At 74.6% G+C, this 26679-nt stretch carries 29 protein-coding genes, 1 tRNA gene and 1 riboswitch; of the genes, 24 read left to right on the plus strand and 6 right to left on the minus strand.

All coding sequences use genetic code 11. From position 1 onward, the window contains the following. Positions 1 to 112 precede the first annotated feature (112 nt). From FHE66_RS07470 to FHE66_RS15995, 9 genes are all read left to right on the plus strand, one after another. Entirely contained in the window at positions 113 to 1135 is a 1023-nt protein-coding gene (locus tag FHE66_RS07470; RefSeq protein WP_139072329.1) for a MoxR family ATPase, read from the plus strand. Continuing rightward, complete coding sequence (locus FHE66_RS07475) at positions 1136 to 2023, plus strand: DUF58 domain-containing protein (protein WP_139072330.1); 888 nt, start codon at positions 1136 to 1138, stop codon at positions 2021 to 2023. Continuing rightward, on the plus strand, positions 2010 to 2462 hold the full coding sequence (locus FHE66_RS07480) for a hypothetical protein (protein ID WP_139072331.1): 453 nt from the start codon (positions 2010 to 2012) through the stop codon (positions 2460 to 2462). Before FHE66_RS07475 ends, FHE66_RS07480 begins: the two co-directional genes overlap by 14 nt. Before the next feature lie 5 nt (positions 2463 to 2467). Next, the gene (locus tag FHE66_RS07485) at positions 2468 to 3478 is read left to right on the plus strand and encodes a VWA domain-containing protein (RefSeq protein ID WP_168202757.1); all 1011 of its coding nucleotides are present in this window, start codon (positions 2468 to 2470) and stop codon (positions 3476 to 3478) included. After that, positions 3475 to 4518 carry a VWA domain-containing protein gene (locus FHE66_RS07490; RefSeq protein WP_176554693.1) on the plus strand — a complete coding sequence of 348 codons (1044 nt, stop codon included), beginning with the start codon at positions 3475 to 3477 and terminating at the stop codon, positions 4516 to 4518. Before FHE66_RS07485 ends, FHE66_RS07490 begins: the two co-directional genes overlap by 4 nt. Continuing rightward, on the plus strand, positions 4515 to 5330 hold the full coding sequence (locus tag FHE66_RS07495) for a hypothetical protein (RefSeq protein ID WP_139072334.1): 816 nt from the start codon (positions 4515 to 4517) through the stop codon (positions 5328 to 5330). Before FHE66_RS07490 ends, FHE66_RS07495 begins: the two co-directional genes overlap by 4 nt. A gap of 44 nt (positions 5331 to 5374) precedes the next feature. Further along, on the plus strand, positions 5375 to 6856 hold the full coding sequence (locus FHE66_RS07500) for an NAD(P)/FAD-dependent oxidoreductase (protein ID WP_139072335.1): 1482 nt from the start codon (positions 5375 to 5377) through the stop codon (positions 6854 to 6856). Between the two features lie 83 nt (positions 6857 to 6939). After that, positions 6940 to 7704 carry a type I 3-dehydroquinate dehydratase gene (gene aroD, locus FHE66_RS07505; RefSeq protein ID WP_139072336.1) on the plus strand — a complete coding sequence of 255 codons (765 nt, stop codon included), beginning with the start codon at positions 6940 to 6942 and terminating at the stop codon, positions 7702 to 7704. Next, the gene (locus tag FHE66_RS15995; protein ID WP_304364100.1) at positions 7701 to 8543 is read left to right on the plus strand and encodes a hypothetical protein; all 843 of its coding nucleotides are present in this window, start codon (positions 7701 to 7703) and stop codon (positions 8541 to 8543) included. Before aroD ends, FHE66_RS15995 begins: the two co-directional genes overlap by 4 nt. Before the next feature lie 21 nt (positions 8544 to 8564). On the opposite strand, the gene FHE66_RS07515 is transcribed toward FHE66_RS15995, so the two are convergent. Continuing rightward, complete coding sequence (locus FHE66_RS07515; RefSeq protein ID WP_139072337.1) at positions 8565 to 8978, minus strand: (deoxy)nucleoside triphosphate pyrophosphohydrolase; 414 nt, start codon at positions 8976 to 8978, stop codon at positions 8565 to 8567. A gap of 55 nt (positions 8979 to 9033) precedes the next feature. On the opposite strand from FHE66_RS07515, the gene FHE66_RS07520 reads away from it, so the two are divergent. Both FHE66_RS07520 and FHE66_RS07525 read left to right on the plus strand, forming a co-directional pair. After that, positions 9034 to 9759, plus strand: coding sequence for a M50 family metallopeptidase (locus FHE66_RS07520; protein ID WP_139072338.1), 726 nt, complete (start codon positions 9034 to 9036; stop codon positions 9757 to 9759). 58 nt (positions 9760 to 9817) lie between these two features. Then, a complete protein-coding gene (locus FHE66_RS07525; RefSeq protein WP_139072339.1) occupies positions 9818 to 10318 on the plus strand; it encodes a MarR family winged helix-turn-helix transcriptional regulator in 501 nt (166 codons plus the stop codon). Position 10319: 1 nt separating this feature from the next. On the opposite strand, the gene FHE66_RS07530 is transcribed toward FHE66_RS07525, so the two are convergent. Then, entirely contained in the window at positions 10320 to 10880 is a 561-nt protein-coding gene (locus FHE66_RS07530) for a hypothetical protein (RefSeq protein WP_139072340.1), read from the minus strand. A 163-nt stretch (positions 10881 to 11043) separates the two neighbouring features. Here FHE66_RS07530 and FHE66_RS07535 point away from each other — a divergent pair. From FHE66_RS07535 to FHE66_RS07545, 3 genes are all read left to right on the plus strand, one after another. After that, positions 11044 to 11117 (plus strand) — tRNA-Gly (locus FHE66_RS07535). Positions 11118 to 11172: 55 nt separating this feature from the next. Continuing rightward, the gene (gene dcd / locus FHE66_RS07540) at positions 11173 to 11751 is read left to right on the plus strand and encodes a dCTP deaminase (protein WP_139072341.1); all 579 of its coding nucleotides are present in this window, start codon (positions 11173 to 11175) and stop codon (positions 11749 to 11751) included. Beyond that, complete coding sequence (locus FHE66_RS07545; RefSeq protein WP_139072342.1) at positions 11748 to 12752, plus strand: hypothetical protein; 1005 nt, start codon at positions 11748 to 11750, stop codon at positions 12750 to 12752. Before dcd ends, FHE66_RS07545 begins: the two co-directional genes overlap by 4 nt. 64 nt (positions 12753 to 12816) lie before the next feature. Here the strand turns inward: FHE66_RS07545 and FHE66_RS07550 are convergent, their stop codons facing one another. Genes FHE66_RS07550 through FHE66_RS07560 form a run of 3 tightly spaced genes read right to left on the minus strand, consistent with a single transcriptional unit; the run spans position 12817 to position 14731 of the window. After that, positions 12817 to 13470: a DUF3618 domain-containing protein gene (locus FHE66_RS07550; protein WP_139072343.1), complete on the minus strand. Its 654-nt coding sequence runs from the start codon at positions 13468 to 13470 to the stop codon at positions 12817 to 12819. Beyond that, positions 13470 to 14000: a phage holin family protein gene (locus FHE66_RS07555; protein ID WP_139072344.1), complete on the minus strand. Its 531-nt coding sequence runs from the start codon at positions 13998 to 14000 to the stop codon at positions 13470 to 13472. Before FHE66_RS07555 ends, FHE66_RS07550 begins: the two co-directional genes overlap by 1 nt. Then, positions 13997 to 14731, minus strand: coding sequence for a hypothetical protein (locus FHE66_RS07560; RefSeq protein ID WP_139072345.1), 735 nt, complete (start codon positions 14729 to 14731; stop codon positions 13997 to 13999). Before FHE66_RS07560 ends, FHE66_RS07555 begins: the two co-directional genes overlap by 4 nt. A 490-nt stretch (positions 14732 to 15221) precedes the next feature. Between FHE66_RS07560 and FHE66_RS07565 the strand changes: the two genes are divergently transcribed. From FHE66_RS07565 to mnhG, 6 genes are read left to right on the plus strand one after another with little or no spacing between them, the layout of a single operon-like run. After that, positions 15222 to 18224 carry a Na+/H+ antiporter subunit A gene (locus FHE66_RS07565; protein ID WP_139072346.1) on the plus strand — a complete coding sequence of 1001 codons (3003 nt, stop codon included), beginning with the start codon at positions 15222 to 15224 and terminating at the stop codon, positions 18222 to 18224. Further along, positions 18221 to 18739 carry a Na(+)/H(+) antiporter subunit C gene (locus FHE66_RS07570; protein ID WP_176554695.1) on the plus strand — a complete coding sequence of 173 codons (519 nt, stop codon included), beginning with the start codon at positions 18221 to 18223 and terminating at the stop codon, positions 18737 to 18739. The genes FHE66_RS07565 and FHE66_RS07570 overlap by 4 nt, the downstream gene beginning before the upstream one ends. Further along, entirely contained in the window at positions 18736 to 20325 is a 1590-nt protein-coding gene (locus FHE66_RS07575; protein WP_139072347.1) for a Na+/H+ antiporter subunit D, read from the plus strand. The genes FHE66_RS07570 and FHE66_RS07575 overlap by 4 nt, the downstream gene beginning before the upstream one ends. Then, the gene (locus FHE66_RS07580; RefSeq protein ID WP_139072348.1) at positions 20322 to 20966 is read left to right on the plus strand and encodes a Na+/H+ antiporter subunit E; all 645 of its coding nucleotides are present in this window, start codon (positions 20322 to 20324) and stop codon (positions 20964 to 20966) included. The genes FHE66_RS07575 and FHE66_RS07580 overlap by 4 nt, the downstream gene beginning before the upstream one ends. After that, a complete protein-coding gene (locus FHE66_RS07585; RefSeq protein WP_139072349.1) occupies positions 20963 to 21388 on the plus strand; it encodes a monovalent cation/H+ antiporter complex subunit F in 426 nt (141 codons plus the stop codon). Before FHE66_RS07580 ends, FHE66_RS07585 begins: the two co-directional genes overlap by 4 nt. Continuing rightward, positions 21385 to 21795, plus strand: a complete 411-nt coding sequence (mnhG, locus tag FHE66_RS07590; RefSeq protein ID WP_139072350.1) for a monovalent cation/H(+) antiporter subunit G — start codon at positions 21385 to 21387, stop codon at positions 21793 to 21795. The genes FHE66_RS07585 and mnhG overlap by 4 nt, the downstream gene beginning before the upstream one ends. An 18-nt stretch (positions 21796 to 21813) precedes the next feature. Here the strand turns inward: mnhG and FHE66_RS07595 are convergent, their stop codons facing one another. Further along, positions 21814 to 22080, minus strand: a complete 267-nt coding sequence (locus FHE66_RS07595) for a DUF4235 domain-containing protein (RefSeq protein WP_139072351.1) — start codon at positions 22078 to 22080, stop codon at positions 21814 to 21816. A gap of 79 nt (positions 22081 to 22159) precedes the next feature. Continuing rightward, a riboswitch (TPP riboswitch) is annotated at positions 22160 to 22266 on the plus strand. 47 nt (positions 22267 to 22313) lie between these two features. Between FHE66_RS07595 and FHE66_RS07600 the strand changes: the two genes are divergently transcribed. Genes FHE66_RS07600 through FHE66_RS07615 form a run of 4 tightly spaced genes read left to right on the plus strand, consistent with a single transcriptional unit; the run spans position 22314 to position 26654 of the window. Next, the gene (locus FHE66_RS07600) at positions 22314 to 23342 is read left to right on the plus strand and encodes a thiamine ABC transporter substrate binding subunit (protein WP_139072352.1); all 1029 of its coding nucleotides are present in this window, start codon (positions 22314 to 22316) and stop codon (positions 23340 to 23342) included. 5 nt (positions 23343 to 23347) lie between these two features. Then, a complete protein-coding gene (locus tag FHE66_RS07605) occupies positions 23348 to 25096 on the plus strand; it encodes an iron ABC transporter permease (RefSeq protein ID WP_255303644.1) in 1749 nt (582 codons plus the stop codon). Further along, positions 25090 to 26112 carry an ABC transporter ATP-binding protein gene (locus tag FHE66_RS07610; RefSeq protein ID WP_139072353.1) on the plus strand — a complete coding sequence of 341 codons (1023 nt, stop codon included), beginning with the start codon at positions 25090 to 25092 and terminating at the stop codon, positions 26110 to 26112. The genes FHE66_RS07605 and FHE66_RS07610 overlap by 7 nt, the downstream gene beginning before the upstream one ends. Continuing rightward, complete coding sequence (locus FHE66_RS07615; protein WP_139072354.1) at positions 26109 to 26654, plus strand: hypothetical protein; 546 nt, start codon at positions 26109 to 26111, stop codon at positions 26652 to 26654. Before FHE66_RS07610 ends, FHE66_RS07615 begins: the two co-directional genes overlap by 4 nt. Positions 26655 to 26679 lie beyond the last annotated feature (25 nt).

The raw sequence follows: 26679 nt of genomic DNA on the forward strand, positions 1-26679 counted from the left end.
CGGCGCGGCCCCACACAACCCCCGGGCCGCCCCCAGGCGTGGATGGCATACTCGCGCAGGTACACGGCGCAGGCCGGGCCGGCCGCGGCCGGCTTCGAGGACAAGGGGAACGATGACCACACCGACCGGCACGGGCCTCGCGCCCAGCGCGGCGACCATCGACCAGACCGACCTGCGACGCTCCGCCGAGCTGCTCGGGCGCGTCAACGACATCTTCGGCCAGCGGGTCATCGGCCAGGAGGCGCTGCGCGTCGCCCTCGTCTCCACGCTGCTCGCCGGCGGGCACATCCTCCTGGAGTCGGTGCCGGGCCTGGCCAAGACGACGGCGGCACAGACGCTCGCGTCGTCGGTCTCGGGCTCCTTCCACCGGATCCAGTGCACCCCCGACCTCATGCCGAACGACATCGTCGGCACGCAGATCTTCAACTACGGCACCGGGACGTTCACCACCCAGCTCGGCCCCGTCCACGCCAACCTCGTGCTCCTCGACGAGATCAACCGGTCCAGCGCCAAGACGCAGTCGGCGATGCTCGAGGCGATGCAGGAGAAGCAGACCTCGATCGGCGGGGAGGTCTACCCGCTCCCCAAGCCGTTCATGGTGCTCGCGACGCAGAACCCCATCGAGGAGGAGGGCACCTACGTGCTGCCCGAGGCCCAGATGGACCGGTTCCTCGTCAAGGAGGTGCTCACCTACCCGACGCCGACCGAGGAGATCCGCATCCTCGACGGCATCAGCTCCGGCTCCTTCGACGCCCCGCTGCGCAGCGAGCCGATCACCCTGGAGGACGTCATGTTCCTCCAGCGGCTGGCCTCCCAGGTGTACGTCGACGCGTCGATCAAGCAGTACGTCGTCGCCGTCGTCAACACCACCCGCGGCGGTGGACCGCGGCCCCTGCCGAAGTTCTCCCAGCACGTGCGCGTCGGCGCCAGCCCGCGCGGTGCGATCGCGCTCATGCGCATCGCCCAGGCGCACGCGCTGCAGCAGGGGCGCACCTACGTCGTGCCCGACGACGTCAAGGCGCTGAGCCACAGCGTCCTGCGCCACCGGCTCGTGCGCACCTACGACGCCCTGGCGAACAACGTCGCGCCCGAGGCCCTCATCGACGCCGTCTTCGCCGCGGTCCCCGCCCCGTAAATGTCGAGCGCGTCGCGGCTGGCGAAGATCCGAGCGCGCCTGGACCTGCCCACGGTCCGGCGCGCCTCGGGCCTGCTCGACGGCCAGCACCGCTCGATCTTCACCGGGCACGGGCAGGACTTCGACGACATGGTCGAGTACCACCCGGGCGACGACGTCAAGGACATCGACTGGAAGGCCTCGGCGCGCACGGGCCACCCGGTCATCCGCCGCTTCGTCCACGAGTCGAACCTCGCGATGGTCCTCGCGGTCGACACCGGCCGCTCGATGGCGGCCACCGCCCCGAGCGGGGAGCGCAAGTCGGAGATCGCGCTGTTCGCCGCCGACGTCGTCGCCTACCTCGCCCGCGCCCGCGGCGACCTCGTCGGGCTCGTCGCCGGCGACTCGCGTCGCATCACCCAGGTCCCGGCGCGCGGCGGGACCGGCCACATGGAGATGCTCCTGCGGATCCTCGAGCGCGACCTCACCCGGGAGGCGCCGTCCTCGGACCTGTCCCGCGTCCTGGACCGGATCCTCACCTCGGCCACCCGGCGCACGCTCGTCGTGCTCATCACCGACGAGGCCCGTCCGGCCCTCACCGACGAGGAGGCGCTGCGCCGGCTGCGCACCCGCCACGACATCATGGTGATCTCGGTGGCCGACGCCGTGCCCACCACCCCGGGCCTGGGCCCCGTCGCGGACGTCGAGGGAGGGCTCGTCCTGCCCCCCTTCCTCCAGCGCGACCGCCGCCTGCACGCGGCCGCGACCACGGCCGTGGCCAACCGCAAGAAGCGGGTGCGCGACATGCTGCGCCGCCGCGGGATCGAGCACGTCGTCGCCTCGAGCTCCGACGACGTCGTCGACGCCCTCCTCGACCTGTTCCGGAGGCAGCGACGTGTCCGGGCTTGAGGACCTGCTGCCCCCCGAGGCCTACTCGGCGTGGGTGCCCGTGCTGGGCGGCGTGCTCCTGCTCGCCGTCGCCGGCTGGTACGCCTTCGTCCTGCTCTCCACCCGCCGCGCGCGGCCCACCGAGGCGGGCTCCGTGTCGCCCGACGGGCGGGCGCGCTTCGCCGCGGACGTCGACGCCGCCCTGGAGTCCTACCGGCGGGGTGAGGAGGACCTGCGCGGGCTGCACCTCGAGCTCGCCCGGATCATGCGCGAGTTCGCCTCCGAGCGGATCGGGCGGGACGTGCGGTCGTGGACGGCGGGGGACATCGCCGGCTACGACCCCACCGCCCGGCTCGGTGACCTCCTGCGCCTGTGGGAGGAGCCGTCCTTCGCGCGGCGCAGCGACGCCGAGGCCGTGACGGCCGCCGAGCGCGCCCGGGAGGTGATCCGCCAGTGGTGATGCTCATGACGTGGCTCATCCCGGTGGTCCTCGGGCTCGTCCTCGCCGCCGCGGTGCTCGGCTGGTTCATGCCGCGCGAGGGCCGCCCGGCCCGGCAGGTGCGCTGGCTGGCCAACACCGGCTACCTGCGCCGCCTGCCCACCTACCGCAGGCGGATGCGCCTGTACCAGGTGGCCCTCGGCGGGCTCGGCGTCTTCACGCTCGTCGCCTCCCTCGGCACCGCCCTGCTCCTGGCCCGGCCCGCCGACCGCGACGTGCGCGCCGAGGTCATGGCCACCCGCGACATCGTCCTGTGCCTCGACGTGTCCGGCTCGATGATCGAGTTCGACAGCGAGATCGTGCGGACCTTCTCCCAGATGGTCGAGTCCTTCGACGGCGAGCGGATCGCCCTGTCGGTGTGGAACTCCACGTCCCGCTCGGTCTTCCCGCTCACCGACGACTACGCCCTCGTCACCGAGGAGCTCGACGCCGCCGCCGAGGCGCTGGACTTCGACCTCGACGCCCTGTTCCACTCCCCGGAGGCCCTCGAGCAGCTCGAGGAGTTCGTCGCGGGGACGATGTCCCACGACCCGGACTCCTCCTCGCTCGTCGGTGACGGGCTCGCCACGTGCGCCTTCGCCTTCGACGCGTCGGACACCGAGCGGTCCCGCTCGATCATCCTCGTCACCGACAACCAGGTGCTCGGCGCGCCGATCTACGGCCTGCAGGAGGCCGCGGACCTCGCCGCCGAGCGCGACATCCGCCTCTACGGCCTGTTCGCCTCCTCCGACGAGTCCTACTCCCGCGAGAACGAGCAGGCCTTCCGCGAGGCGGTCACCGGCCACGGCGGGCTGTTCTACCAGGCCGACGACCCGGCCGCGGTCGACGCGATCGTCGCCGACATCGACTCCCAGCAGGCCGTCGAGCTCGACGCCGCCCCCGAGGTCGTCATCACCGACCGCCCCGAGACGGTGCTGTGGCTGGCCGTCGCCGGGGTCGCCGGGCTGGTGCTCGCGGCATGGAGGCTGCGCTCATGATCCTGCGTCTCGTGTGGCCCGCGTGGGCCGTCGCCGTCGTCATCCTCCCGCTCCTGACCGTGTGCGTCCTCGCCGCCGTGCGCGCGCGCCGCAGCGGCGACGGCTCGTTCCCCTCCTGGCTGCGCCGCGGCGGGATGGTCCTCGCCCTCCTCGTCGTCGCGCTCGGCCCGGCGGTCCCGAGCACGACGACGACGGTCGCGACGAACGTCGAGGTCTTCTTCGTCGTCGACCGCACCGGCTCGATGGCCGCGGAGGACTACGCGGGCGGGCAGCCCCGCCTGGACGGGGTGCGGCACGACGTCGAGGCGATCGTCGAGGCGATGCCCGGCGCGCGGTACTCGGTCATCACCTTCGACTCCCAGGCCGCCCGCCAGCTCCCGCTCACCACCGACGCGCGCGCCGTGCGCACGTGGGCCGACACCCTCGTCCAGGAGATCACCGCCTACTCGGCGGGCTCGGCGGTCGACCGGCCGCTGCCGACCCTCACGGCGGCGCTCGAGGGCGCCGCGGAGCGCAACCCGGAGAACGTGCGCGTCGTGTTCCTCCTGTCCGACGGCGAGAACACGAGCGGCGACGGCAGCGAGGAGGGCGAGCCGCAGTCCTTCGCCGACCTCGCCCCGCTCGTCGACGGTGGCGCGGTCCTCGGGTACGGCACCGCGCAGGGCGGGCAGATGCGCGTCTACGACGGGACCGACGAGACCGGCGCGGGCACCGACGCCGAGTGGATCCTCGACGAGACCCAGCCCGGGTCCCCGCCCGCCGTCTCACGCATCGACGAGACGCAGCTGCGGCGGGTCGCCGAGCAGCTCGGGCTCGACTACGTCCACCGCAACCAGCCCTCCGACGTCGGCGGGCTCGTCGCCGGGATCGACGCGGAGACCATCGCCGCGGACGGCCGGCGCGACGTGTCGGTCTACGAGGACGTCTACTGGCCCGCCGCGGCGGTGCTCGCCGTGCTCCTGGCGTGGGAGGCGTGGCACCAGGCGCGCCACTTCCCGCGGCCCGGCGCCCCCGTGCGGCGTGAGAGGAGCGCGGCATGAGCCGGACCCGCGAGCGCCCAGCGCTGCCGCCGCACCTGCGCCTGCGCCGTCGCCTCCTCGCGTGGTCGGCGCCCGTCGTCCTCGCCTTCCTCGTCGTCGGCTCGCTGCTCCTCGGGACGTGGGCCGGCAACCTCCTCGGCACCCGGGACTACGACGCGCTGCGCTTCCCCGAGGCCGCGGACCAGTACGAGGCGCAGCAGCGCTGGACCGGCTTCGCCGAGCAGTGGAAGGCCTGGTTCAACCGGGGGACCGCGCTGTACCGGGCCGAGGAGCACTTCCTCGCCGTGGAGGACCTGCGGGTGGCCCTCGAGCGCGTCCCGGAGGCGGGGCCGCTGCCCGGCGGTCCCGAGGGCAGCAAGGCGCCGGAGTCCCCCGAGTGCCGTGTGCGCACCAACCTCTCGCTGGCGATCGAGGCGCTGGGCGACGTCGCGGCGACCGGCGACGGCGACCCGGGCATCGCCGAGGCCTACTACGCCGAGGCGCAGGAGGTCATCGCCCCGTGCACGACCTCCCCGCAGAACGAGCAGACCTCCGAGCGTCAGCAGGACAAGGAGGACCAGGCCCGCGAGGACCGCCAGAACCCGCAGGACCAGCCCACCGAGGAGCCGAGCGGGGAGCCCACCGACGAGCCGTCCGAGGAGCCGAGCGAGGAGCCGACGTCGGGTGAGGAGCCCAGCGCGGAGCCGACCCCCGAGCCCACCCAGGACCCCCGTCAGGAGGAGCTCGAGGAGCGCAACCGCGACGCCGAGCGCGAGCGCCAGGAGGAGCAGGAGCGCGGCGGCGGCGGCTTCGGCGGCGGACAGAACTGGTAGCCCGTCCGCCTGCGCCGGCCGGCCGCAGGCCACACAATGAGGTGGTGCCGGGTTCCAGGGAGACACGCGACGTCGTCGTCGTGGGCTCGGGACCCAACGGCCTGGCGGCCGCGGTGACGATGGCGCGGGCCGGACTGGGCGTCCTGCTCCTCGAGGCCGAGACGACCGTCGGCGGCGGTGCCCGCACCCTGGACCTCGGGCTCGGCGAGGGCCTCGTCCACGACGTGTGCTCCGCCGTCCACCCGCTCGCCACCGCGAGCCCGTTCCTCTCCGCGTTCGACCTGCCCGCCCGCAGCGTCGAGCTCGTCGCCCCCGAGCTGTCCTACGCCCACCCGCTCGACGGTGCCCGCGCCGGGCTCGCGTGGCGCGACCTCGAGCGCACCGTCGCGGGCCTGGGCGCCGACGGCGGGGCGTGGCGGCGCACCTTCGGCCCGCTCGTGCGGGACGCGGAGGCGGTCGTCGGCGCCACGCTCGGGGACATGCGCAGCATCCCGTCCCAGCTGCGCTCGCCGCAGGGGATGCGCGGCGCCGTCGCCTTCGGCCTGCGCACGCTCGTCGAGGGGACGGCGCTGTGGAGCCTGCCCTTCGCCGGGGAGGTGGCGCCCGCGATGCTCGCCGGGGTGGCCGGCCACGCGATCGCCCCGCTGCCCGCGCTCGCCCCGGCCGGGGTGGCGCTCATGCTCGGCACGCTCGCCCACACGACCGGGTGGCGGATCCCGGTCGGCGGCTCGCAGGCCATCGCCGACGCGCTCGTCGCCGACCTGCGTGCCCACGGCGGGGAGGTCCGCACCGGGGTGCGGGTGCGCAGCTGGCGTGAGCTGCCCCGCGCCCGCAGCTACCTCCTCGACACCTCGACGGCGGTGGCCGCGGAGATCTGGGGCGAGCGGCTGCCCCCGGCGGTCGCCCGCCGGCTCACCCGCGCCCCGCGGGGCGGGGCGGCGGCCAAGGTCGACTTCGTGCTCGACGGGCCGGTCCCGTGGGCGGTGCCCGACGTCGGGCGCGCGTTCACCGTCCACGTCGGCGGCACCCGCGCGGAGGTGGCGGCCGCCGAGGCGGACGTCGCCCGCGGCGTCCTGCCCGAGCGTCCGGTCGTCCTGCTCTCCGACCCCTCGGTGGCCGACCCGGGCCGCGCCCGCGACGGGCGGCGCCCGCTGTGGACCTACGCCCACGTGCCCGCCGGGTCCACCGTCGACCCCACCGAGCACGTCATCCGCCAGATCGAGCGCTTCGCGCCCGGCTTCCGCGACGTCGTCGTGCGCAGCCGCGGCATCCCGGCCGCGCGGATGGTCGAGCACAACCTCAACCTCGTCGACGGCGACATCGCCGGCGGGGCGGTGACGATGGGGCGTGTGCTGCGCGGTCCGACCGGCCGCTGGGACCCCTACGGCCTCGGCGTCCCCGGCGTCTACCTGTGCTCCTCCTCGACGCCGCCCGCCCCGGGCGTGCACGGGATGAACGGCTTCCACGCCGCCCGGCGTGCCCTGCGGCAGCGGTTCGGGCTGCCCGTGCCCTCCCTGTCGCCCTGACCGACCGGCTCCCGGGCCGGTGTGACCCCCGCCGCGGGCTTGTCGGTAGTGTGCTCCCGGTGCCGAGCGGAGGAGAGGTCCGGATGAGTGCGGTCGTGCGTCTGCGCGGCGTGCCCGTGGGGGAGGGGCGCGCCAAGGTCGCGGCCTCCCTGAGCTCCCCGCGCGCTGCGGACCTGCTCGCCGAGGCCGGGCGCGTGCTGGCCGCCGGCGTCGACGTCGCCGAGTGGCGGGCGGACCACGCCCTGGCCGCGGGCACCCCGGTCACCGGGCTGCCGGCCGCGCTGCGCGAGCGCCTGGGCGACACCCCGCTCCTGCTCACCGTGCGCAGCGCGCACGAGGGTGGCGCAGCCACGCTCGACGACGCCGCCTACGCCGCCGCCGTCACCTCCCTCCTCGAGCCGGGCGGCGGGGACGCCGTGGACCTCGAGGCCGCCCGGCACGCGGTGCTGCCCGACCTGCTCGCCCGTGCCCGCGAGGCCGGCCTGCCGGTCCTCGTCTCGGCGCACGACGTGCACGCCACCCCCTCAGCCGCCGAGATCACGGACCTGCTCGCCGCGATGGCCGCGGCAGGAGCCGACGTCGTCAAGCTCGCCGTCACCGCCCGCGGCCCGCGCGACGTCCTCGCCCTGCTCGAGGGGACGCTCGCGGCGCGCGAGACGCTCGACGTCCCGGTGGTCACCATGGCCATGGGCCCGGCCGGCCTGGTGAGCCGGCTGTGCGGGGAGGTCTTCGGCTCGGCGCTGACCTTCGGTGCCGTTGACCGGCCCTCCGCGCCGGGCCAGATCGACGCCCGGGCGCTGCGCGAGGTCGTCGACCTCGTCCACGAGCACGGGGGAGGCGGGCGATGACGTTCACCGTCTACCAGGCGACGAACCCGGCCACGCCCCCGGAGACGCTCGCCCGCATGGCCGCCGACCGGCCCGACCTGCGCCAGTTCGTCGCGGCCAACCCGGCCACCCCGCCGGGCGTCGTCGAGTGGCTCGGCACGCTGGGGGACCACGCGGTGGACGCCGCGCTCGCTCGTCGCCGGCCCGCCGGCTACCCGCCGCCCTCGGGGCCCCCGAGCGGGTCGGTCCCTAGCTCCCCGCGCCCCCTCTCCCCGCAGACCGGGCCGTGGGCGTCCGGCGGGTCCCCCGCACCGGGCGCGCCTCCCGCCGGTCGTCCCGTCGCGAACTCCTACGCCCCACCGGGCGCCAACCCCTACGCCCCACCGGCCGGCCCTGGCGCGCCCGGCCCGGGCGGGTACGGCGGCACCCCGGCACCCTCCGGCCACACGGCACCGTCCGGCTACGGCGCCCCGTCCGGCTACGGTGCGCCGTCCGGCTACGGTGCGCCGTCCGGCTACGGGCCCGTCTCCGGCTCCCCGCTCGACGCCTACGGCTACCAGCTGCCCGAGCCGCGCGGCCGACGCGTGGGCCTCGTCGTGGCGATCGTGGCCGCCGCCGTCCTGCTCGTCGGGGCGCTCGTCTTCGCCGCGTCCTCGATCTTCGGTGCGGTCGGCGATGACAGCACCTACGGCGACGACCCCTACCTCGACCGGCTGTGGGACGCGTGCGAGGCCGGGGACGGCCAGGCGTGCGACGACCTCTACCTCGAGTCGCCCCTCGGCTCGGGCTACGAGGAGTTCGGTGACACGTGCGGACACCGGTTCGACGAGCAGTCCGTGTGGTGCGCCGAGGTCATGTGACCCGTGCCCACCCCGGCGGGCTCAGCGCGCCAGGCCCACGGCGGCGACGACCGGCCCGTCGGCCGGCAGCCACCTCAGCCCGGCGGCGCCCGGGGCGTCGACCCACAGCACGTCGTCGTGGTCGAGGAGGGGCCGCGGCTCCCCGTCGGTGAGGGCCAGCCACACCCGCAGCCGCAGCCGGTCGTTGATCGGCCAGTCGCCCGCGAGCGGACCGGGGAGCGGCGGGCCGAGGGTGAGGCCGACGCCGAGCTCCTCGCGGATCTCCCGGTGCAGCGCCGCCGCGGGGTCCTCGCCCGGCTCGACCTTCCCGCCGGGCAGCTCCCACATCCCGGCGAGGTCGCTCGGGGCGGAGCGGCGCGCCGCCAGCAGCCGGCGCGGCGCGACGAGGTCGTCGACGACGGCCGCCGCGACGACCAGCCTGGGCGCTGTCTCCACGGCCGAAGGCTACCCGTGGCGTGACCCGCGCCGCGGCGACGGGCACGATGGCGGGGTGGACCTCCTCGACGTGTGGACGGCGGTGGCCGACCGGACGCGCCCCGGCCCCGCGCTCGCGACGCTCGGGCTGCCTGCCGCCGCGGTGTGGGCGGCGCTCGCGGCCGGGCTGCTCGTCGTCGCCCTCCCGCCGCTGTGGCGGGCGCTGCGCGTCGTCGTCACCGTGGTGCACGAGCTCGGGCACGCGGTCGTCGGCGTGCTCGTCGGTCGCTCGTTCACCGGGCTGGTCCTGCGACCGGACATGTCCGGGCACGCGGTGACGGTGGGCCGTTCCCGCGGGCCGGGCAGGGTGGCGACGACGTGGGCGGGCTACCCGGCCCCGGCGCTCGTCGGCGCCGGTGCCGTCCTCGCCGGGACCTCCGGGTGGGCTCCGCCGGTCCTCCTCGTCACGGCCGGCGTCCTGCTCGTCGGGCTGCTCCGCTCCCGCTCGGCCTACACGGTCCTCGTCATGCTCGCCGCCCTCGGGGCGACCGGCTGGCTGTGGTGGTCCGGCGACGGCGAGGCCCAGGGGCTGGCCCTCCTCGCCGTCGGTGTCATGCTGGTGCTCGGGGCGTGGCGCCACCTCGGCGCCGTCACCCGGGAGCCGGGCAGCGGGTCGGACCCCGCCGTGCTCGCCCGGATCACCCCGCTGCCCCGCGCGGTGTGGACCGTGTCCTTCGTCCTCGCGCTGGCGGGCGCGACCTGGGTGGTGGCCGACCGGCTGTGGACGCTCGTGGGACGTTGACAGCCGCGCTCCCGGGCGGGACACTTGAAGACTCAACTATGAGACATGAGGACGCACCATGAGCGACGACGAGCCGCGCTGGCTCACCCCGGTCGAACGGACCACCTGGCTGAGCATCAGCGAGCTGTTCATGACGCTCCCGGGCGCCCTCGACACGCGGCTGCAGCAGCACGCCGGCATCACGTTCTACGAGTACATGGTCCTCGCGATGCTCTCCGAGCAGGAGGACCGCACGCTCCAGCTCAGCGAGCTCGCCGAGCTCACCTCCGGCTCGCTGTCCCGTCTGTCCCACGTCCTCACCCGCCTCGAGCGGCACGGCTGGGTGGTGCGCGAGCGCTCCCCGCACAACGCCCGGGCGCGGATCGCCCGGCTCACCCCCGAGGGTCTGGCCAAGGTCGTCGCGACGGCGCCGGCGCACGTCGACGACGTCCGTGAGCTCGTCTTCGACGCGCTCGGCGAGCAGGACGTGCCCGCGCTCGCGGCGATCCTCGCCCCGGTGCTCGAGCGGCTGCAGCCCGGCGGGCGGCCGGCGCGTCCGGGCCGCGGCGTCGGGGTCTGACTCAGACGGCCGCGCCGCCGATCTGCGGGCGCCACATCTCCGGCCGGCGGCCGAGGCGCAGGGCGTCGGCAGCGGAGCGGACCTGGTCGATCTCGGTCGGGCTCAGCGACTGCGCGAGCGTGTCGAGCAGCCGGATGCGGATGGCCTCGGACTGCCCGAGGACGGCCTGGCCCTTGGGCGTGAGGTGGACGAGCGTGGGCTCGGCCGCGGAGTTCGGCTCGGCCGGGTGGTGGTGGCGGCCGAGGAGCGCCTTGCGGACCAGGCCGTCGACGGTCGCGGCGGCAGCGGCGTCGGCCTGCCCCGTGTAGCGGGCGATCGCCCGGTAGTGGTCCACGCCCTCGGCGACGGCGGTGAGCGCCTGCAGCTCCCCGAGGCGCAGGCCGGTGAGCTCCTCGACCGCGCCGATCATGAGGTGGCGGGTCTGGTCGAGCTGGGTGGTGCCCGCCCCGAGGTCGAGGATCGTGGCCAGGCCGGTGCCGGGGGTCGTCGCGCGCAGCACCCGCCGGATCTCGGTGACAGGGGCGCGGAGGTCGTCATCGCCGCCGCCGACGACGACGGACATTGGCGGGGGTTCTGCCTGAGTACTCACAGTTGGACAACGGTACGTGAGGCTGCGAGGTTCCACCCGTCGGGCGCGTGCCGCGTCGCTCACCGTGCCGGAGTTTTACGAACCGGGCACGGCGATGGCTATACTCGGACTCCGGCAGCGCCTGCGGCACTGCCACGCGGGTGTAGTTCAATGGTAGAACTTCAGCTTCCCAAGCTGACGGCGCGGGTTCGATTCCCGTCACCCGCTCCACCGGCTCGGCCCCTCCGGGGTCGGGCCGTTCGTGTTCGTGAGGCACAATCTTTGCGTGCTTCTCTCCGACCGTGACATCCGGGCCCAGATCGACGCCGGGCGGGTCCAGCTCGACCCGTACGACCCCGCGATGATCCAGCCCTCGAGCATCGACGTGCGCCTCGACCGCTGGTTCCGGCTCTTCGACAACCACCGCTACGCCGTCATCGACCCGGCGCAGGACCAGTCCGAGCTCACCCGCCTCATCGAGGTCGCGCCCGACGAGCCGTTCGTGCTCCACCCGGGCGAGTTCGCCCTCGGCGCCACCTACGAGCTCGTCACGCTCCCCGACGACGTCGCGGCCCGGCTCGAGGGCAAGTCCTCCCTCGGCCGTCTCGGCCTGCTCACCCACTCGACCGCCGGCTTCATCGACCCCGGGTTCACCGGCCACGTCACCCTCGAGCTGTCGAACACCGCGACCCTGCCGATCACGCTGTGGCCGGGGATGAAGATCGGCCAGCTGTGCTTCTTCCAGCTCTCCAGCCCGGCCGAGCACCCGTACGGCACCGGGGTGCGCGGCTCGCGCTACCAGGGCCAGCGCGGCCCGACCGCCTCCCGCTCCCACCTCAACTTCAGCCGTACCCCACTCCGGTGAGCGACCTCCCCCTCCTCGACCGCGGCCTGGCCGCTCCCCGACACCTGCTCGTGCTCTCCGCCGAGGTGTCCCCGGAGGAGGTGGAGGCGCTGGCGGTCTCGCACTTCGACGACGCCGGCTGGGTGGCGCCGAGCTCGCTGCGGCTCACCGGTGACGCCCTGCTCACCGGGCCGTGGGAGGTGGACGACACCGTGCGCGCCGCGCTCGACCTGCCCTCCTGGGCCGCCTCGGCGATGCTCCTGCGCTGCCCGGTCCAGCGCGGCGGCGCCGTGCCGCCCGAGCTGCGGGGCCTGGGCGGGCTGCTCGACGCGTTCCCCGAGGGGGAGCCGGTCGGGCTGGAGCGGCGCGTCCTGGACCATCTCCTCGCCCAGGCGCGACGGCTCGCCGGCGCGCTGCGGGTCGCGGGCACCGGCACCGTCCTCGTGCCCGACCCCGCCTCCGCCGTCGACCTCACCGTCCACACGACGGTGTGGCTCGAGCCGGACGCGTGCCTCAAGGTCCTCGCCCCGGTGCTGCCCGGGATCACGACCGACGAGGAGGTCGACCCGCCCGCGCACGTGCCGTCGCTCGACGCCGGCGTCGCCCCGCAGCGGGCGGCGGCGGTCGCCGAGCTGGACGAGGGCGAACGGGCCTGGCTGCACGCCGAGGCCGACGCGCTCGACGAGGCTGTCCTCTCCCAGCCGCAGGTCCTCGACGGCTACGCCTGCGCGGCCCCGGCGCCGGGCGGGCTGCTCGAGGTCGGTGTCGCGGGCAGCGAGCACACCCCGCTCGTCCTGCGCGGCGAGCCGTGGGCCCGCGGCGGGGTCATCACCTACGAGGTGCGCTGGCGGCCGGACGACCCGGCCACCGCGCTCGGTCCTCGCCCGCCCCTCGCGCTGCGCCGGCAGCGGGAGCAGGCCGCCCGGCTCGTCGAGCGCGTGACCCTCGCCCTCCACGCGGCCGTGGGCGGCGCGATCGTCGACGACGACGGCTTCCTCGTCGCCCCCGAGACGCTCGGCTGACACGGATCGCACGACCCCGGGCCCTCCTGCCGCAGCGGCAGGAGGGCCCGCGGTGCGTCGGGTGTCAGTGCTCGTCGCGGACCTCGTGGGCAGAGTCCTGGGCCTGCGAGCGGACCTCACCGGCCTTCTCCTGGGCCTGGGTGCGCACGTCCTGTGCGGCCTCCTGGGCGTGGGAGCCGACGTCCTGCGCTGCCCCGGTGCCCTCCTCGCGCACGCGCTGGACCCCTTCCGTAGCGGTGTCCTTCACGTCCTGGACGGCCTGCTGGGCGGGCTCCCTGAGCCTCTCGGCGCTCTCCCGCGCGACCGTCCTGACCTCCTCGGTCGCCTGGCCGACGGCGTCGCTCGACCTCGCCTGCTCGACGAGCTCACGCTCCTTGCGGGAGGAGGGGATGAGCCCGGCGAGCAGCAGACCGGCGCCGAAGGCGACGAGGCCGGCGGCCAGCGGGTTGCCCTCGGCCCTCTCCTTCGTCCGTGCCGGGGCGCCGGTGGCCATGCCGGCGACGTGGCCGGCCTGGTCGCGCACCGAGCCGGCGGTGTCGGACGCCGCGCCGAAGATCCGGTCCTTGGCGTCGGTCACGGCGCCGCGCACCTTCTCCTTCTGGCGCTCGGCGATGTTGGTCGGGCTCACCTTGTCGGTGAGCGCGTCGACGTTCTGGCTGAGGTCGCTGCGGGTGCCCTCGATGTCCTGACGGATCTGGTCCGGGTCGTTGGTGGCCATCAGTGGTCCTGTCCTCTCACTGCGTCCGGGATCTTCTTCACGGTCTGCGAGGTAAGGGGGAGCCCCTCGACCTCCTTCATCTCCTTGCGGCCCGTGAGCGCGAGCACGGCCGCGACGACTGCCCAGATCGCCGCGACGATGAGCGCGGACCAGCCCAGGGCCGGCACCGTGTCCTCGTCGGCGATCAGCGTCCCCAGCGCCCACCACAGGGCCAGGGAGAGGAAGAGCAGGGTGAAGTACCCCGCCAGGCCGGCACCGCCGAACATGCCGGCGCCCTTGCTCGCCTTCGAGACCGACTGCGTCAGCTCCGCCTTGGCGAGATCCATCTCCTGGCGGACGAGGGTGGAGAAGTCCTGCGTGATGTTGCTGACCAGCTCCCCGATGCTCGTGTCGGAGGAGGGCAGCGGCTCGGAGGTCGGGACCTCCGGGACGGTGACCGCCGGGACGGCGGCCCCCAGGTGGCCAGGCGGGACGGTCCCAGGGGGAGGCGCCGCGCCGCCGGGGGGCGGGGGACCGGGTGGCGTGGTCATCGCAGCCCACCCTGCTCGTCCGTGCCGTAGGTGAGGCCGGGCGGACGGGCGTCCGGAGTCGTCCCGGTCGGGGTCGCGGTCCCGTAGCCGACGGGGCTGCCGGTCGGCGGGAGACTGGTGGTGGTGGCGGTGGGCGAGGTGTCGTACCCGCCGGCCGGCTCGTCGTCCCCGGTGTCCTTGAGACTGCGGGCGATCCGCCCGACAGCCAGCCCCAGCCCACCGGCGATGAGCACGAAGGTCCCGGGGCTGCGGCGGGCGTAGCTGCGCACCTCCGCGAGCACCGCGGACGGCTCACGGCCCTCGAGCCACCGGCCGGCGTCGCCGGTCGTCTCGGCCGCCCAGCGGGCGAGGTGGGTCGCCATGCCCGGCTCCTCGGCGCCCTCGGCCAGCTGGCCCATCTCGGCGGAGAAGGCGCGCAGGCCCTGCGCCAGCCGCTCCTGCTGGGTGCCGGCCTGGGTGGACAGCTCGGTCTGTCCCTCGTGCAGCAGGGTCTGTGCCTGCCTCCTGGCCTCGCCGACCGCGCGCTGCGCCTCCTCCTTGGCCGTGCCGGCCACCTGGGTGGCCTGGTCCTTGGCGTTGCCGGCCACCTGGGCGGCCTGGTCCTTGGCGTTGCCGGCCACCTGGGCGGCCTCGTCCTTGGCGCTGCCGGCGACCTTCGAGGCCTCCTCCTTGGCGGCCTCCTTCGTGCCCCCGCCGGAGTGCCTCCCGGACTCGACGGGCGTGGTCGACACGGGGGACGGGGCCCCGGCGGGCGGCGGTGGCGTCACCGGTGGCGTCGCCGGCGGACCGACCGGCGGCCGCGCCGGGGCTGGTGGGCCCTGCCCGAGTGTCGAGGGGTCTGTGGGTGGGCGACGGAATTCCTCGGTCATGGTTCAGTCCTCCCGGTGCTGATCCGGCCACGGCTCGACGCCGAGGCTCGCGCCCAGAGTGCTCCCGATCGGACCGTCCCGCCTCTCGGGACAGCCGGTCCGGGTGAATGACATCCGCGAGATTCCGCCTCGAAGTGCGGTCGGGCGAGTCAGTGCGACCCGTGCCGGACGCGGTCGGGGGACCTCGGGACAGCGGGACGTGCGGACGCCCTGTCGGGAAACGTCGGTGTGTCGTTGTTAGACTGCGGGTGTCCCCGTCATGCTGCCGCGTTCGGCGTGCGGGCGTGATGTCCGGCGTGGCCGTTTCGCCGCCCAGGGCCTGTCTTGACCGTTGACAACACTGGAGCGGCCTGTGCTGCAGCTGCTGATCCTCCACCTCGTGGTGGCTGTGGTCGCGCCTGCATGCATGAAGCTGTGGGGGCGCCGGTTCTTCCTCGCCCTCGCGCTCGTCCCCGCCTCGGCGGCGGTGTGGGCCGGGATGCAGACCCAGGAGGTCCTCGCCGGGAACCACCCCGCGGTCTCCGTGGCGTGGGTGCCCACGCTCGACCTCAGCCTCACCTTCCGGCTCGACACCCTGTCGTGGCTCATGGTCCTGCTCGTCGGCGGGATCGGTGCGCTCGTCCTCGTCTACTGCGCGGCCTACTTCTCGGCCACGGCCAAGGGCCTGGGCCGCTTCGCGGGCGTCTTCGTCGCCTTCGCCGGCTCGATGCTCGGGCTCGTGACGACGGACAACACCCTGCTGCTCTACGTGTTCTGGGAGCTGACGACGATCACGTCGTTCCTGCTCATCGGCCACTACCACGACCGGCAGAGCTCGCGGCGCGCCGCGGTGCAGGCCCTCGTCGTCACGACCTTCGGCGGCCTGGGCATGCTCGCCGGCTTCATCGCCCTCGGTGAGGTCGAGGGCGGCAGCTACTCCCTGCGTGAGCTCGTCGCGAACCCCCCGACCGGCGGGATCGTCCCGGTCGCGGTGGCCCTCGTCCTGCTCGGCGCGGTGACGAAGTCGGCGCTCATCCCCTTCCACTTCTGGCTCCCCTCGGCCATGGCCGCGCCGACCCCGGTCAGCGCGTACCTCCACGCCGCGGCGATGGTCAAGGCCGGCGTCTACCTCGTCGCCCGGCTCGCGCCCGGCTTCGCCGACGTCCCGCTGTGGCGGTGGACGCTGCTCCTCCTGGGCGCCGGCACGCTCCTGCTCGGCGGCTACCGGTCCCTGCGGCAGCACGACCTCAAGCTGCTCCTCGCCTTCGGCACCGTGAGCCAGCTCGGGTTCATCATCCTGCTCGTCGGGTTCGGGACCAACGCCGCGGCCCTCGCCGGGCTCGCGCTGCTCGGCGCCCACGCGCTGTTCAAGGCCTGCCTGTTCCTCGTCGTCGGCACGATCGACTGGTCGGTCGGCACCCGTGACCTGCGTGAGCTCACCGGGATGGCTCGGCGCATGCCGCTGACGGCGCTGAGCGCGGCGATCGCCACCGCCTCGATGGTGGGCCTGCCGGTCACGGCCGGCTACCTCGCCAAGGAGGCGGCGCTCGAGTCGATGCTCCACGGGGACGGCTTCGGCAAGGCGGCGCTCGTGGCGATCGTGCTCGGCTCGATGCTCACCTTCGCCTACGGGGTGCGGTTCATGTGGGGCGCGTTCGCCTCCAAGCCCGGGGTCGAGCCCCCGACGGCCCAGCGCGCCTCGCGGGTCATCACCACGCCGGCGGCCGTCCTCGCCGCCGCCACCGTCGCCGTCGGCTTCCTGCCCGGCAGCCTCGAGCACGTCCTCGCGCCCTACGCCGACACCTACCCCGGCGAGCCTGGGCACCTCACGCTGTGGGCCGGTCCCGGTCCCGCGCTCTACCTCACCCTGCTCGTCGTGGCCGTCGGCACGCTGATGTTCCTCGCGCGCCGGCCCATCGAGCGGGCCCAGGACTCGCTGTGGGACTTCGGCGGCGCGGCTGCCGCCTACCGCAAGATCGTCCTCGGCACCGAGCGCCTCGCGGCCGACGTCACGGCCGTGACCCAGCGTGGTTCGCTGCCGGCCTACCTCTCGACGATCCTCGTGACGACCGTCGGCCTCGTCGGCGGCGGCGCGATCGGCTTCGCCACCCTCCCCGCCGACGTCCGGCTGTGGGACAGCGGGGTCCAGGCCGCCGTCGTCGTCGTCATCTGCGTCGCCGCCTTCCTCACCGCGCGCGCCCGCCGCCGCCTCAAGGCGGTGCTCCTGGTCGGCGTCACCGGCTACGGCGTCGCGCTCATCTACGAGCTCCAGGGCGCCCCGGACCTCGCGCTCACCCAGGTGCTCGTCGAGACGATCACGCTCGTCGTGTTCATCCTCGTCCTGCGCCGCCTGCCCGCGTACTTCTCCAACCGCCCCCTCGTCGCCTCGCGGTGGCTGCGGGCCGCGATCGGCGCGGTCAGCGGCATCACCGTCGCCGGGCTGGCGATGGTCGCCGCCGGGTCGCGCGTCCACGCGCCGGTGTCGGTGGACTTCGCCGAGGAGGCCTACGAGTACGGCTACGGGCGCAACGTCGTCAACGTCACGCTCGTCGACATCCGCGCGTGGGACACGATGGGCGAGATCTCGGTGCTGCTCGCCGCGGCCACCGGCGTCGCCTCGCTCATCTTCCTGCGCGCCCGCGCCTCGAAGATCGACCGCGCCACCAAGCTCAGCGCCGACCAGCAGGCCAAGGTGTGGCGCACGCCCGCCCCCGAGCGCAACGCGCAGCTCTACCAGCGGCTCGCCGCGCAGGCCCAGGAGCCCGAGGGCGACCGCGGCCGGCAGTGGCTGAGCGCGATCCCCACGCTCGCGCCCCAGCGCCGCTCGGTGATCTTCGAGGTCGGCACGCGCCTCATCTTCCACACGATGGTGCTGTTCTCCATCTACCTGCTCCTCGCCGGCCACAACCAGCCCGGTGGCGGGTTCGCCGGCGGCCTCATCGCGGGCATCGCGCTCACCGTGCGCTACCTCGCCGGCGGTCGCTACGAGCTCGGTGAGGCGCTGCCCGTCCAGGCCGGCTGGCTGCTCGGCTCGGGCCTCTTCCTCTCCGCCGGCGCCGGCGCGATCCCGCTGTTCTTCGGCGGCGACGTGCTGCAGTCCGTGCTCGTCCAGGCCGACCTCGGGATCATGGGCGAGCTCAAGCTCGTCTCGACGATCTTCTTCGACGTGGGGGTCTACCTCGTCGTCGTCGGGCTCGTCCTCGACATCCTGCGCACCCTCGGCGCCGAGATCGACCGGCAGGGCGAGCGGGAGGGCGACGCCGCTCCCGACGTGCCGTTCGACTCCCCGGAGGTCACGTCCGACGACGTCGCCCCCGAGGCGGCCCCTGCCGGCCGCACCGGCGCGACCCGACCCACCGACGGAGGTGCCCGGTGATCGACACCTCTCCGAGCCTCGCGCTCGTCCTGCTCGTCGCCGTCCTCGTCGGCTGCGGCGTCTACCTGCTCCTCGAGCGCAGCCTCACCCGCGTCATCGTCGGGATCGCGATGATCTCCAACGGCGTGAACATCATGTTCCTCATCGCCGGCGGCCGGGCCGGCGGCCCGCCGCTCGTCGGGACCACCGAGCCGGAGAACATGAGCGACCCACTTCCCCAGGCCATGGTGCTCACCGCGATCGTCATCACCCTGGGCCTCACCGCCTTCCTGCTCTCCCTCGCCTACCGGGCGTGGCAGCTCAACGGCCACGACGAGGTCCAGGACGACCTCGAGGACCGCCGCATCGCCCGCCTCGCGCAGTCCGACGAGGTGCCCGCCCGCAGCGTCGACGACGCCGGGACCACGCTCGCCGAGGACGCCCTCCTGTCCCGCGACGAGACCTCCGTCCTGCCCGACCGCGCCGGCCGCGCCCGGCGCGCCCGGATCGGCGCGGGCGACGAGGAGCTGCGATGAGCTGGCTCCTCCCGCTGCCCGTCCTCATCCCGCTCATCGGGGCCGGGCTCGCCCTCGCCCTCGCCCGTTTCCCGCGCGTCCAGCGGATCGTCACCGTCACGGCGCTCACCTCGGTGCTCGCGATCGCCATCGCGCTGCTCGTCCTCGTCAACGACGGGCCGATGGCGGTGGACATCGGCGGCTGGGCGGCACCGGTCGGGATCGTCCTCGTCGCGGACCGGCTCTCCGCGCTCCTGCTGCTCGTCTCGGTGAGCGTGACGCTCGGGGTGCTCCTGTACTCCCTGGCCCAGGGCAACGCCGACGGCGACGAGGGCGCCCCGGTCGCGATCTACCACCCGACCTACCTCGTGCTGTCCGCGGGTGTCTCCAACGCCTTCCTCACCGGGGACCTGTTCAACCTGTACGTGGGCTTCGAGATGCTCCTCGTCTCGAGCTTCGTGCTCATCACGCTGGGCGGCTCGCGGGAGCGGGTGCGGGCGGGGACCGTCTACGTCGTCGTCTCGATCCTCTCCTCGATCATCTTCCTCGCCGCGATCGCGCTGGTGTACGCCGCCGTCGGCACGGTGAACCTCGCCCAGCTCTCCCAGCGCATGGGGGAGATCGACCCGGGCACCCAGCTGGTCCTCCAGCTCATGCTGCTCGTCGCCTTCGGGATCAAGGCCGCCGTCTTCCCGCTCCACGCGTGGCTGCCCGACTCCTACCCGACCGCGCCCGCGCCGGTCACCGCGGTGTTCGCGGGCCTGCTCACCAAGGTCGGCGTCTACGCGATCATCCGCACCCAGACGCTGCTCTTCCCCGACGGCCGGGTGGACGACCTCCTCATGGTCGTCGCGCTCGTCACGATGGTGATCGCGATCCTCGGCGCCGTCGCGCAGCAGGACGTCAAGCGACTGCTGTCCTTCACCCTCGTCAGCCACATCGGCTACATGGTGTGGGGCGTGGGGATGTCGAGCACGCTGGGCCTCTCGGCGGCGATCTTCTACGTCGTCCACCACATCACCGTCCAGACCGCGCTGTTCCTCGTCGCGGGTCTCATCGAGCGCAGGGGCGGCACGACCTCCCTCGCCCGCCTGGGCTCCCTCGCGCGGGTCGCGCCCCTCCTCGCCGTCCTCTACCTCGTCCCGGCGATGAACCTCGCCGGCATCCCGCCGATGTCCGGGTTCCTCGGCAAGGTGGGACTCATCGAGTCCGGCATCGCCCGCGGCACGGGGCTGGACTGGGCGCTCGTCGCAGGCTCCCTCGTCACCAGCCTGCTCACCCTCTACGCCGTGACCAAGGCGTGGAACCAGGCGTTCTGGCAGGAGGCGCCGGAGCCGCTGCCCGACACGACCATCCCGCGCTCGATGATGGGCCCGACGGCGGCGCTGGTCCTCATGTCGCTCGCCTACACCGCCGTCGCCGGCCCGCTCTTCCAGTACACCGACCGTGCGGCCCGCGACCTGCGCGCCCAGACTCCCTACATCCTCACCGTGCTCCCCGACGGGCAGCGCGGCTCGGGCCAGTCGCCCGAGGTCACCGAGGAGAACCGGGAGGACGGCTCGGTCGAGGCGCCGACGGACCGTGAGACGGGGGAGCGGGTGCCATGAGCCACGACAAGCACGTGGAGACCTCCCGCGAGCACCCCCGGCCGCGCCGGTTCCGGCTCCGGGCGAACTGGGGCGTCCTCCTGTGGCTCACCGTCGTGTGGGTCTTCCTCTGGGGTGACCTCACCGTCGCCAACGTCGTCATCGGCGCTTTCCTCGCCGTGCTCGTCACCGCGGTCCTGCCGCTGCCCGCGACGCCGTTCAACGGCCGGTTCCGCCCCTGGGGCGTCGTCCTGCTCGTCTCCTACTTCCTCCGGGACGTCGTCAAGGCATCGATCGAGGTCGCGGCGATCGCGCTGCGACGCGAGCCGCCCCGCGGCGCGGTCATCCGGGTGCGTCTGCGCAGCCACAACGACGTCTACCTCACCATGGTCGCCGGGATGACCACCCTCGTGCCCGGCTCCGTGGTCATCGAGGCGCACCGCGTCACCGGCACGCTCTACCACCACATCCTCGACGTCGACATGCACGGCGGGCTCGAGCGGGCCCACGACGCCGTGCTCGAGCAGGAGGAGCGGATCCTGCGGGCCTTCGCGACCAAGGAGGAGCTCATCGCCGCCGGGCTCGTGCCGGGGAGCTCCCCGCGCGCCGGCCGGCTGAGCGGACGGGCCGCGGCCGGCACCGGCCGGGAGGGGGACGCATGACCGTCGTCTACGTCATCTGCTTCGCCGTCCTCCTCGCGGCGGCCGTGCTCGCCCTCACCCGCATCGAGCGCGGGCCGAGCATGTTCGACCGCATCGTCGGCATCGACGTCATGACCGCCATCCTCATCGGATCGGTCGCCCTGGTCGCCGCCGTCACCAAGCGCTCCGACCTCGTGCCCGTCCTCATCGTGCTCGCGCTGGTCGGGTTCATCGGCTCCACCTCCGTCGCGCGCTTCGCCGCGGCCGAGTCCGCCGAGGAGGGCCGCATCCTCACCCGCGAGGAGCTCGACGCGATCCTCGCCGAGCGGGAGCGGCAGCCCGACGACGCCCCCGCCGTGCACGACGTCGACGACGACAGCGGGGCGGTCATCGTCTCGGTCTCCGACGACGACGACCCGACCGAGCGGAAGGAGGGCCGATGACCGAGACCGTGCTCGACGTCGTCGCCGCGGCGCTGCTGCTGGGCGGGTCGCTGCTCGCGTTCATCGCGGGCCTCGGCATCGTCCGTTTCCCCGACCTGCTCTCCCGCATGCACGCGGCGACCAAGCCGCAGGTGCTCGGGCTCATGCTCCTCATGACCGGGCTCGGCATCGAGCTGCGGAACTTCACCGCCGGAGTGACGCTGCTGCTCGTCGTCGCCTTCCAGCTCGTCACCGGGCCGATCTCGGCCCACATGCTCAGCCGCGCTGCCTACCGCACCGGCAAGGTCGACTCCTCGACGCTGCTCGTCGACGAGCTCACCGAGGACCTCGCGCGGGCCGCGAAGCTCGACGAGCTCGACCGGCTCGAGCTCGAGCGCAGGACCGCCGCAGCCCGCGGGGAGGACTGAACCCGCGGGCCGCGGGGATCAGCCCAGCGTGCCGGTCTGCTCGACCGGGCCGCCGTACCACTTGGCAGCACCGCGCTGCGCGAGCTGGCGGGTGAGCCCGACGACCGCACCGCTCACCGCGGCGAAGACGACGATCTCGGTGAAGCTCACCGACGGGTCGCCGTCGTCGTCGCCCGGAGGGGCGTGGCCGGTGACGGCCTTCCACCCGAGGTCGAGCAGCTTGTTGGCGAGGATCCCGGCGACCACAGCCGACCCTGTGCTGACGATCTTCCAGCCGATGTCCATGTCTCTCCGTCCGTGGGGGATGGGGACCAACCTAACGAAGCGCGTGGTGGCGCGCACACCTGCCGTGGGTAGCATTGTCGGTGAACGACAGGGGAGCACCCCACGGTGCTGAGAGTGCGGCAAGGGCCGCAGACCCTCGAACCTGCTCCGGTTAGCACCGGCGAAGGAAGTCGGGAATTCTCTCCCCGGGCACGTGCGCCCGGACCCCTCCTTGAAGCCGAGGAGGACCACGCATGACCACGACACACCGCACCGCTGCCGCCCTGGCCGCCGTCCTCGCGCTGGGCGCGTGCAGCGCCACCACCGGCGCGGACGGGCAGCAGGAGGACGTCCTGCGGGTCGTCACCCACGACTCCTTCCACCTGAGCGACGGGCTGCTCGCCGACTTCGAGGAGGCCACCGGGTACACGGTCGAGCTGATCGCCCCGGGGGACGGCGGCGCGCTCGTCAACCAGCTCGTGCTCACCCGGGACAACCCGCTCGGTGACGTCGTCTTCGGGATCGACAACTCCTTCGCCGCCCGCGCGGTCGAGGAGGGGGTGCTCGCGCCCTACCGCTCCCCGGACGCCGCGGAGACCGCCTTCGACGACGCCCTCACCGCCGTCGACTACGGCGACGTCTGCGTGAACATCGACCGCGCCTGGTTCGCCGAGGAAGGGCTGGCCGAGCCGCGGACGCTCGCCGACCTCGCCGACCCGGCGTACGCGGACCTCCTCGTGGTCACCAACCCGGCGACCTCCTCACCGGGCCTGGCCTTCCTCCTCGCCACCGTCGCGGAGTTCGGCGAGGACGGGTGGGAGGACTACTGGCGCGACCTCACCGCCAACGGGGTGCGCGTCGTCGAGGGCTGGTCCGACGCCTACTACGTCGACTTCTCCGGCTCCGAGGGTGCCGGGCCCCGCCCGCTCGCCCTGTCCTACTCCTCCTCCCCGGCGGCCGAGGTGCCCGGCGACGGCTCGGCCCCCAGCACCGGCGCGCTGCTGGAGACCTGCTTCCGCCAGACGGAGTACGCCGGGGTCCTCAGCGGCGCGCGCAACGTCGAGGGTGCGCAGGCGTTCGTCGACTTCCTCCTCTCCCCGCAGGTCCAGGCCGACATCCCCGGCAGCATGTACATGTACCCGGTCCAGGAGGGCGTCGAGCTGCCCGCCGAGTGGGCCGAGCACGCCCCCGCCAGCGAGGAGCCGCTGGACCTGGCCCCCGAGGACATCACCGAGAACCGCGACCGGTGGGTCGAGACGTGGACCGAGATCGTCGTCGGCTGACGGCCGTGCTCGACCAGGCACCCGCGCCCCTCGCCCCCGCCCGCCCGGCCCCGCCGGCGCCGCGGCGCCGGCGGCGCGGGCCGGGCGCCGGGACCGCGCTCGCCTGGGTCCTCGCCGCCGGGGTCCCGCTCGCCTTCCTCTCCGTCTTCTTCCTGTGGCCGGTGGCGACGATGGTCGGCCGGGGTTTCCTCACCGACGGCGCCCTCGACCTCAGCGGGATCGCCGAGGTCCTCGACCGGCCACGCACCTGGCGCGTCATCGGCGTCACCGTCGGGCAGTCGCTCACCGCGACGGCGGTCTCCCTCCTCCTCGGCGTGCCGGGCGCCTACGTCCTGTACCGCTGCCGCTTCCGCGGGCGGCGCCTCCTCCGCGGCTTCATCACGGTGCCGTTCGTGCTGCCGACCGTCGTCGTCGGCGTCGCCTTCCGCGCGCTGCTCGTCGAGACGGGGCCGCTGGGCTCCCTCGGCCTCGACGGGACGTTCGCCGCGGTCGTCGCGGCGCTCGTCTTCTTCAACTACGCCCTCGTCGTGCGCACGGTCGGGTCGCTGTGGGAGCGCCTGGACCCGCGCGCCGAGGAGGCCGCCCGCGCCCTCGGCGCCTCGCCCTGGCGCGCCTTCCGGACCGTCACCCTGCCGGCGCTCGCCCCGGCGGTCGTCTCGGCCGGCGCCGTCGTCTTCCTCTTCTGCGCGACCTCCTTCGGCGTCGTCCTCACGATGGGCGGGATGCGGTACGGCACCATCGAGACCGAGGTGTGGATCCAGACCACCCAGTTCCTCGACCTGCGCGCCGCCGCCGTCCTGTCGGTGCTCCAGCTCGTCGTCGTCGGGTCGGCGCTGCTCCTCGCGGGCCGCGCCCGCCGGCGCTACGACCGGTCCCTGCGGCTGCGGACCGACCGCTCGACCGCCCGCCCGCTGCGCCTGCGCGGCCCGGGCCTGCGCCCGGGCCCGGACCTCCCGGCAGCGGCGGTCACCGCCGCCACGGTCCTCGGGCTGCTCGTCACGCCGCTCGCCTACCTGCTCGTCGGCTCGCTGCACGCCCCGGAGGGCTGGGGGCTGGGCAACTACCGCCGCCTCGCCACCACCGGCGGGTCGAACACCCTCACCGTCACCGTGTGGGAGGCCGCCGCGAACTCGCTGCGCGCGGCGGTCGACGCGACGTTGCTCGCCGTCGTCGTCGGCACGCTCGTCGCGCTCGTCGTCTCCCGCCGCCCGCGCTCGGCCGGCGGCCGGCGTGCGCTCGGCGTCCTCGACGCGGTCTTCATGCTGCCGCTCGGGGTCTCGGCGGTGACGGTCGGCTTCGGCTTCCTCATCACCCTCGACTCCCCGCCGCTGGACCTGCGCGGCTCCCCGCTCATCGTCCCGGTCGCCCAGGCGGTCGTCGCCGTGCCGATCGTCGTGCGCACCGTGCTGCCGGTCCTGCGCGCCGTCGACCCGCGGCTGCGCGAGGCCGCGGCCGTCCTGGGCGCCGCCCCCGGCCGGGTGCTCGCCACCGTCGACGGGCCCTTCCTCGCCCGCGGGCTCGGGCTCGCCGTCGGCTTCGCCTTCGCCGTCTCGCTCGGGGAGTTCGGGGCGACGGCGTTCCTCGCCCGGCCGCAGGCCCCCACGCTGCCGGTGGTGATCTTCCGGCTCATCGGCCGGCCCGGCGCGGAGAACTACGGGATGGCGCTCGCGGCGTCCGTCGTCCTGGCCGTCCTCACCGCGACGGTGATGATGCTCGCCGAGAGGCTCCGAGGGGACAGGATGGGGACGTGGTGAACGGTCTGGAGGTCCGCGAGGTCGTCGTCACCTACCCCGGTGGCCCGACGGCGGTGGACGGGGTGAGCCTCGACGTGCCCGAGGGGGAGGTGCTCGCCCTCCTCGGCCCGTCCGGCTGCGGCAAGTCCTCCCTGCTGCGCGCCGTCGCCGGCCTCGAGCCGCTCGCCGCCGGGGACCTGCGGTGGGACGGGCGGTCGGTGGCCCACCTGCCCGTGCACCGGCGCGGCTTCGGGCTCATGTTCCAGGACGGGCAGCTCTTCCCCCACCGGCACGTCGCCGGGAACATCGCCTACGGCCTCGCCGGCCGGCCGCGCGCCGAGCGCGCGGAACGGGTCGCCGAGCTCCTCGACCTCGTCGGGCTCAACGGGTACGGCGACCGGCCGGTGACGACCCTGTCCGGCGGGGAGCAGCAGCGGGTGGCCCTGGCCCGCTCCCTCGCGCCGCGACCACGCCTGCTCCTCCTCGACGAGCCGCTGTCCTCCCTCGACCGCTCGTTGCGCGAGCACCTCGCCGGGGAGCTGCGCGACATCATCCGCGCGGCCGGGACCACCGCCGTCTACGTCACCCACGACCACGACGAGGCCTTCACCGTCGCCTCCCGCATCGCCGTCATGTCCCGCGGCAAGGTGCTCCAGGCGGACACCCCCGAACAGCTGTGGCGCGCCCCGGCGAGCGAGGAGGTCGCCCGGTTCCTCGGCTACGGGCCCGTGCTCGACGCCGTCGCCGACGGCGGTGCCCTGCGCACCCCGGTCGGCACCGTGGCGGCGCCGGCCGGCACGGGGGAGCGGGCCGTGCGGCTCGCGCTCGGTCCCCGCGCGCTCGTCCCCGACGACGCCGGCGCCCGGCTGCCCGTGCGCGGGTGGCGGATGCGGCGCGGGGAACGCGAGCTCGACGTCACGCTGCCCGACGGGCAGGGCGCCGTCGTGCGCGTGCCGGGCGAGGACCGCGCCCCCGCGGAGGTCGGCGTCCGCCTCGCGGCCGAGCACGTCGCCGTCGTCCCCGGAGGTGGCCGGTGAACGAGCCGCTCCTGCCCCTCCTCCTGCTCGCCGTCCTCCTCGTGCCGACGGTGCTCGTCGCCCGCTCGGCCAAGCGCCTGGGCCGCGGCGCCCGGCGCACCGAGCGGCTGGCGCTGTGGGCCGAGCCGCGCGGCTGGCGGGTGCGCGGCGCGGCGCCGGAGATGGTGGGCCGCTGGCAGGTCGCGCCCTTCACCGCCGTCGACAAGGACGTCACGGACGGGCTCGTGGGGGAGTACCGCGGCCGCGAGGCCACGTCCCTGCGGCTCGAGGCCCCGCCGGGGGAGGTCCACCACGTCATCACCCTCGAGCTGCGCGCCGCGCTGCCCGTCGTCCAGGTGATGACCGACGGCGTCCCGGCCCCGGAGCTCGGCGCCGCCGGAGGTGCCTGGCTGCTCGAGCGCGCGCCCGCGGGGATGTCGCTGCGGGTGGAGCGCGGCGTCGTCCTCGGGTGGCTCCCGGGTGAGCCGCTGCTCACCGAGCTCGACCGCTACCTCGAGGTCCTCGACGACGTCGCCGAGCACATGGAGCGGCTGGCCCGCTGACCCGTCCCGTACCCGGCGCCGGCCG

The organism is Georgenia sp. 311 (assembly GCF_006151955.1).
Taxonomy (GTDB): domain Bacteria; phylum Actinomycetota; class Actinomycetes; order Actinomycetales; family Actinomycetaceae; genus Oceanitalea; species Oceanitalea wutianyii.

Excerpts from the sequence above, each read along its gene's own strand:
- FHE66_RS07470 (WP_139072329.1), top strand. The coding sequence starts at position 113 with ATGACCACACCGACCGGCACGGGCCTCGCGCCCAGCGCGGCGACCATC.
- FHE66_RS07475 (WP_139072330.1), top strand. The coding sequence starts at position 1,136 with ATGTCGAGCGCGTCGCGGCTGGCGAAGATCCGAGCGCGCCTGGACCTG.
- FHE66_RS07485 (WP_168202757.1), top strand. The coding sequence starts at position 2,468 with ATGACGTGGCTCATCCCGGTGGTCCTCGGGCTCGTCCTCGCCGCCGCG.
- FHE66_RS07490 (WP_176554693.1), top strand. The coding sequence starts at position 3,475 with ATGATCCTGCGTCTCGTGTGGCCCGCGTGGGCCGTCGCCGTCGTCATC.
- FHE66_RS07495 (WP_139072334.1), top strand. The coding sequence starts at position 4,515 with ATGAGCCGGACCCGCGAGCGCCCAGCGCTGCCGCCGCACCTGCGCCTG.
- aroD (WP_139072336.1), top strand. The coding sequence starts at position 6,940 with ATGAGTGCGGTCGTGCGTCTGCGCGGCGTGCCCGTGGGGGAGGGGCGC.
- FHE66_RS15995 (WP_304364100.1), top strand. The coding sequence starts at position 7,701 with ATGACGTTCACCGTCTACCAGGCGACGAACCCGGCCACGCCCCCGGAG.
- FHE66_RS07525 (WP_139072339.1), top strand. The coding sequence starts at position 9,818 with ATGAGCGACGACGAGCCGCGCTGGCTCACCCCGGTCGAACGGACCACC.
- FHE66_RS07530 (WP_139072340.1), bottom strand. The coding sequence starts at position 10,880 with ATGTCCGTCGTCGTCGGCGGCGGCGATGACGACCTCCGCGCCCCTGTC.
- FHE66_RS07550 (WP_139072343.1), bottom strand. The coding sequence starts at position 13,470 with ATGGCCACCAACGACCCGGACCAGATCCGTCAGGACATCGAGGGCACC.
- FHE66_RS07555 (WP_139072344.1), bottom strand. The coding sequence starts at position 14,000 with ATGACCACGCCACCCGGTCCCCCGCCCCCCGGCGGCGCGGCGCCTCCC.
- FHE66_RS07575 (WP_139072347.1), top strand. The coding sequence starts at position 18,736 with ATGAGCTGGCTCCTCCCGCTGCCCGTCCTCATCCCGCTCATCGGGGCC.
- FHE66_RS07580 (WP_139072348.1), top strand. The coding sequence starts at position 20,322 with ATGAGCCACGACAAGCACGTGGAGACCTCCCGCGAGCACCCCCGGCCG.
- FHE66_RS07585 (WP_139072349.1), top strand. The coding sequence starts at position 20,963 with ATGACCGTCGTCTACGTCATCTGCTTCGCCGTCCTCCTCGCGGCGGCC.
- mnhG (WP_139072350.1), top strand. The coding sequence starts at position 21,385 with ATGACCGAGACCGTGCTCGACGTCGTCGCCGCGGCGCTGCTGCTGGGC.
- FHE66_RS07595 (WP_139072351.1), bottom strand. The coding sequence starts at position 22,080 with ATGGACATCGGCTGGAAGATCGTCAGCACAGGGTCGGCTGTGGTCGCC.
- FHE66_RS07600 (WP_139072352.1), top strand. The coding sequence starts at position 22,314 with ATGACCACGACACACCGCACCGCTGCCGCCCTGGCCGCCGTCCTCGCG.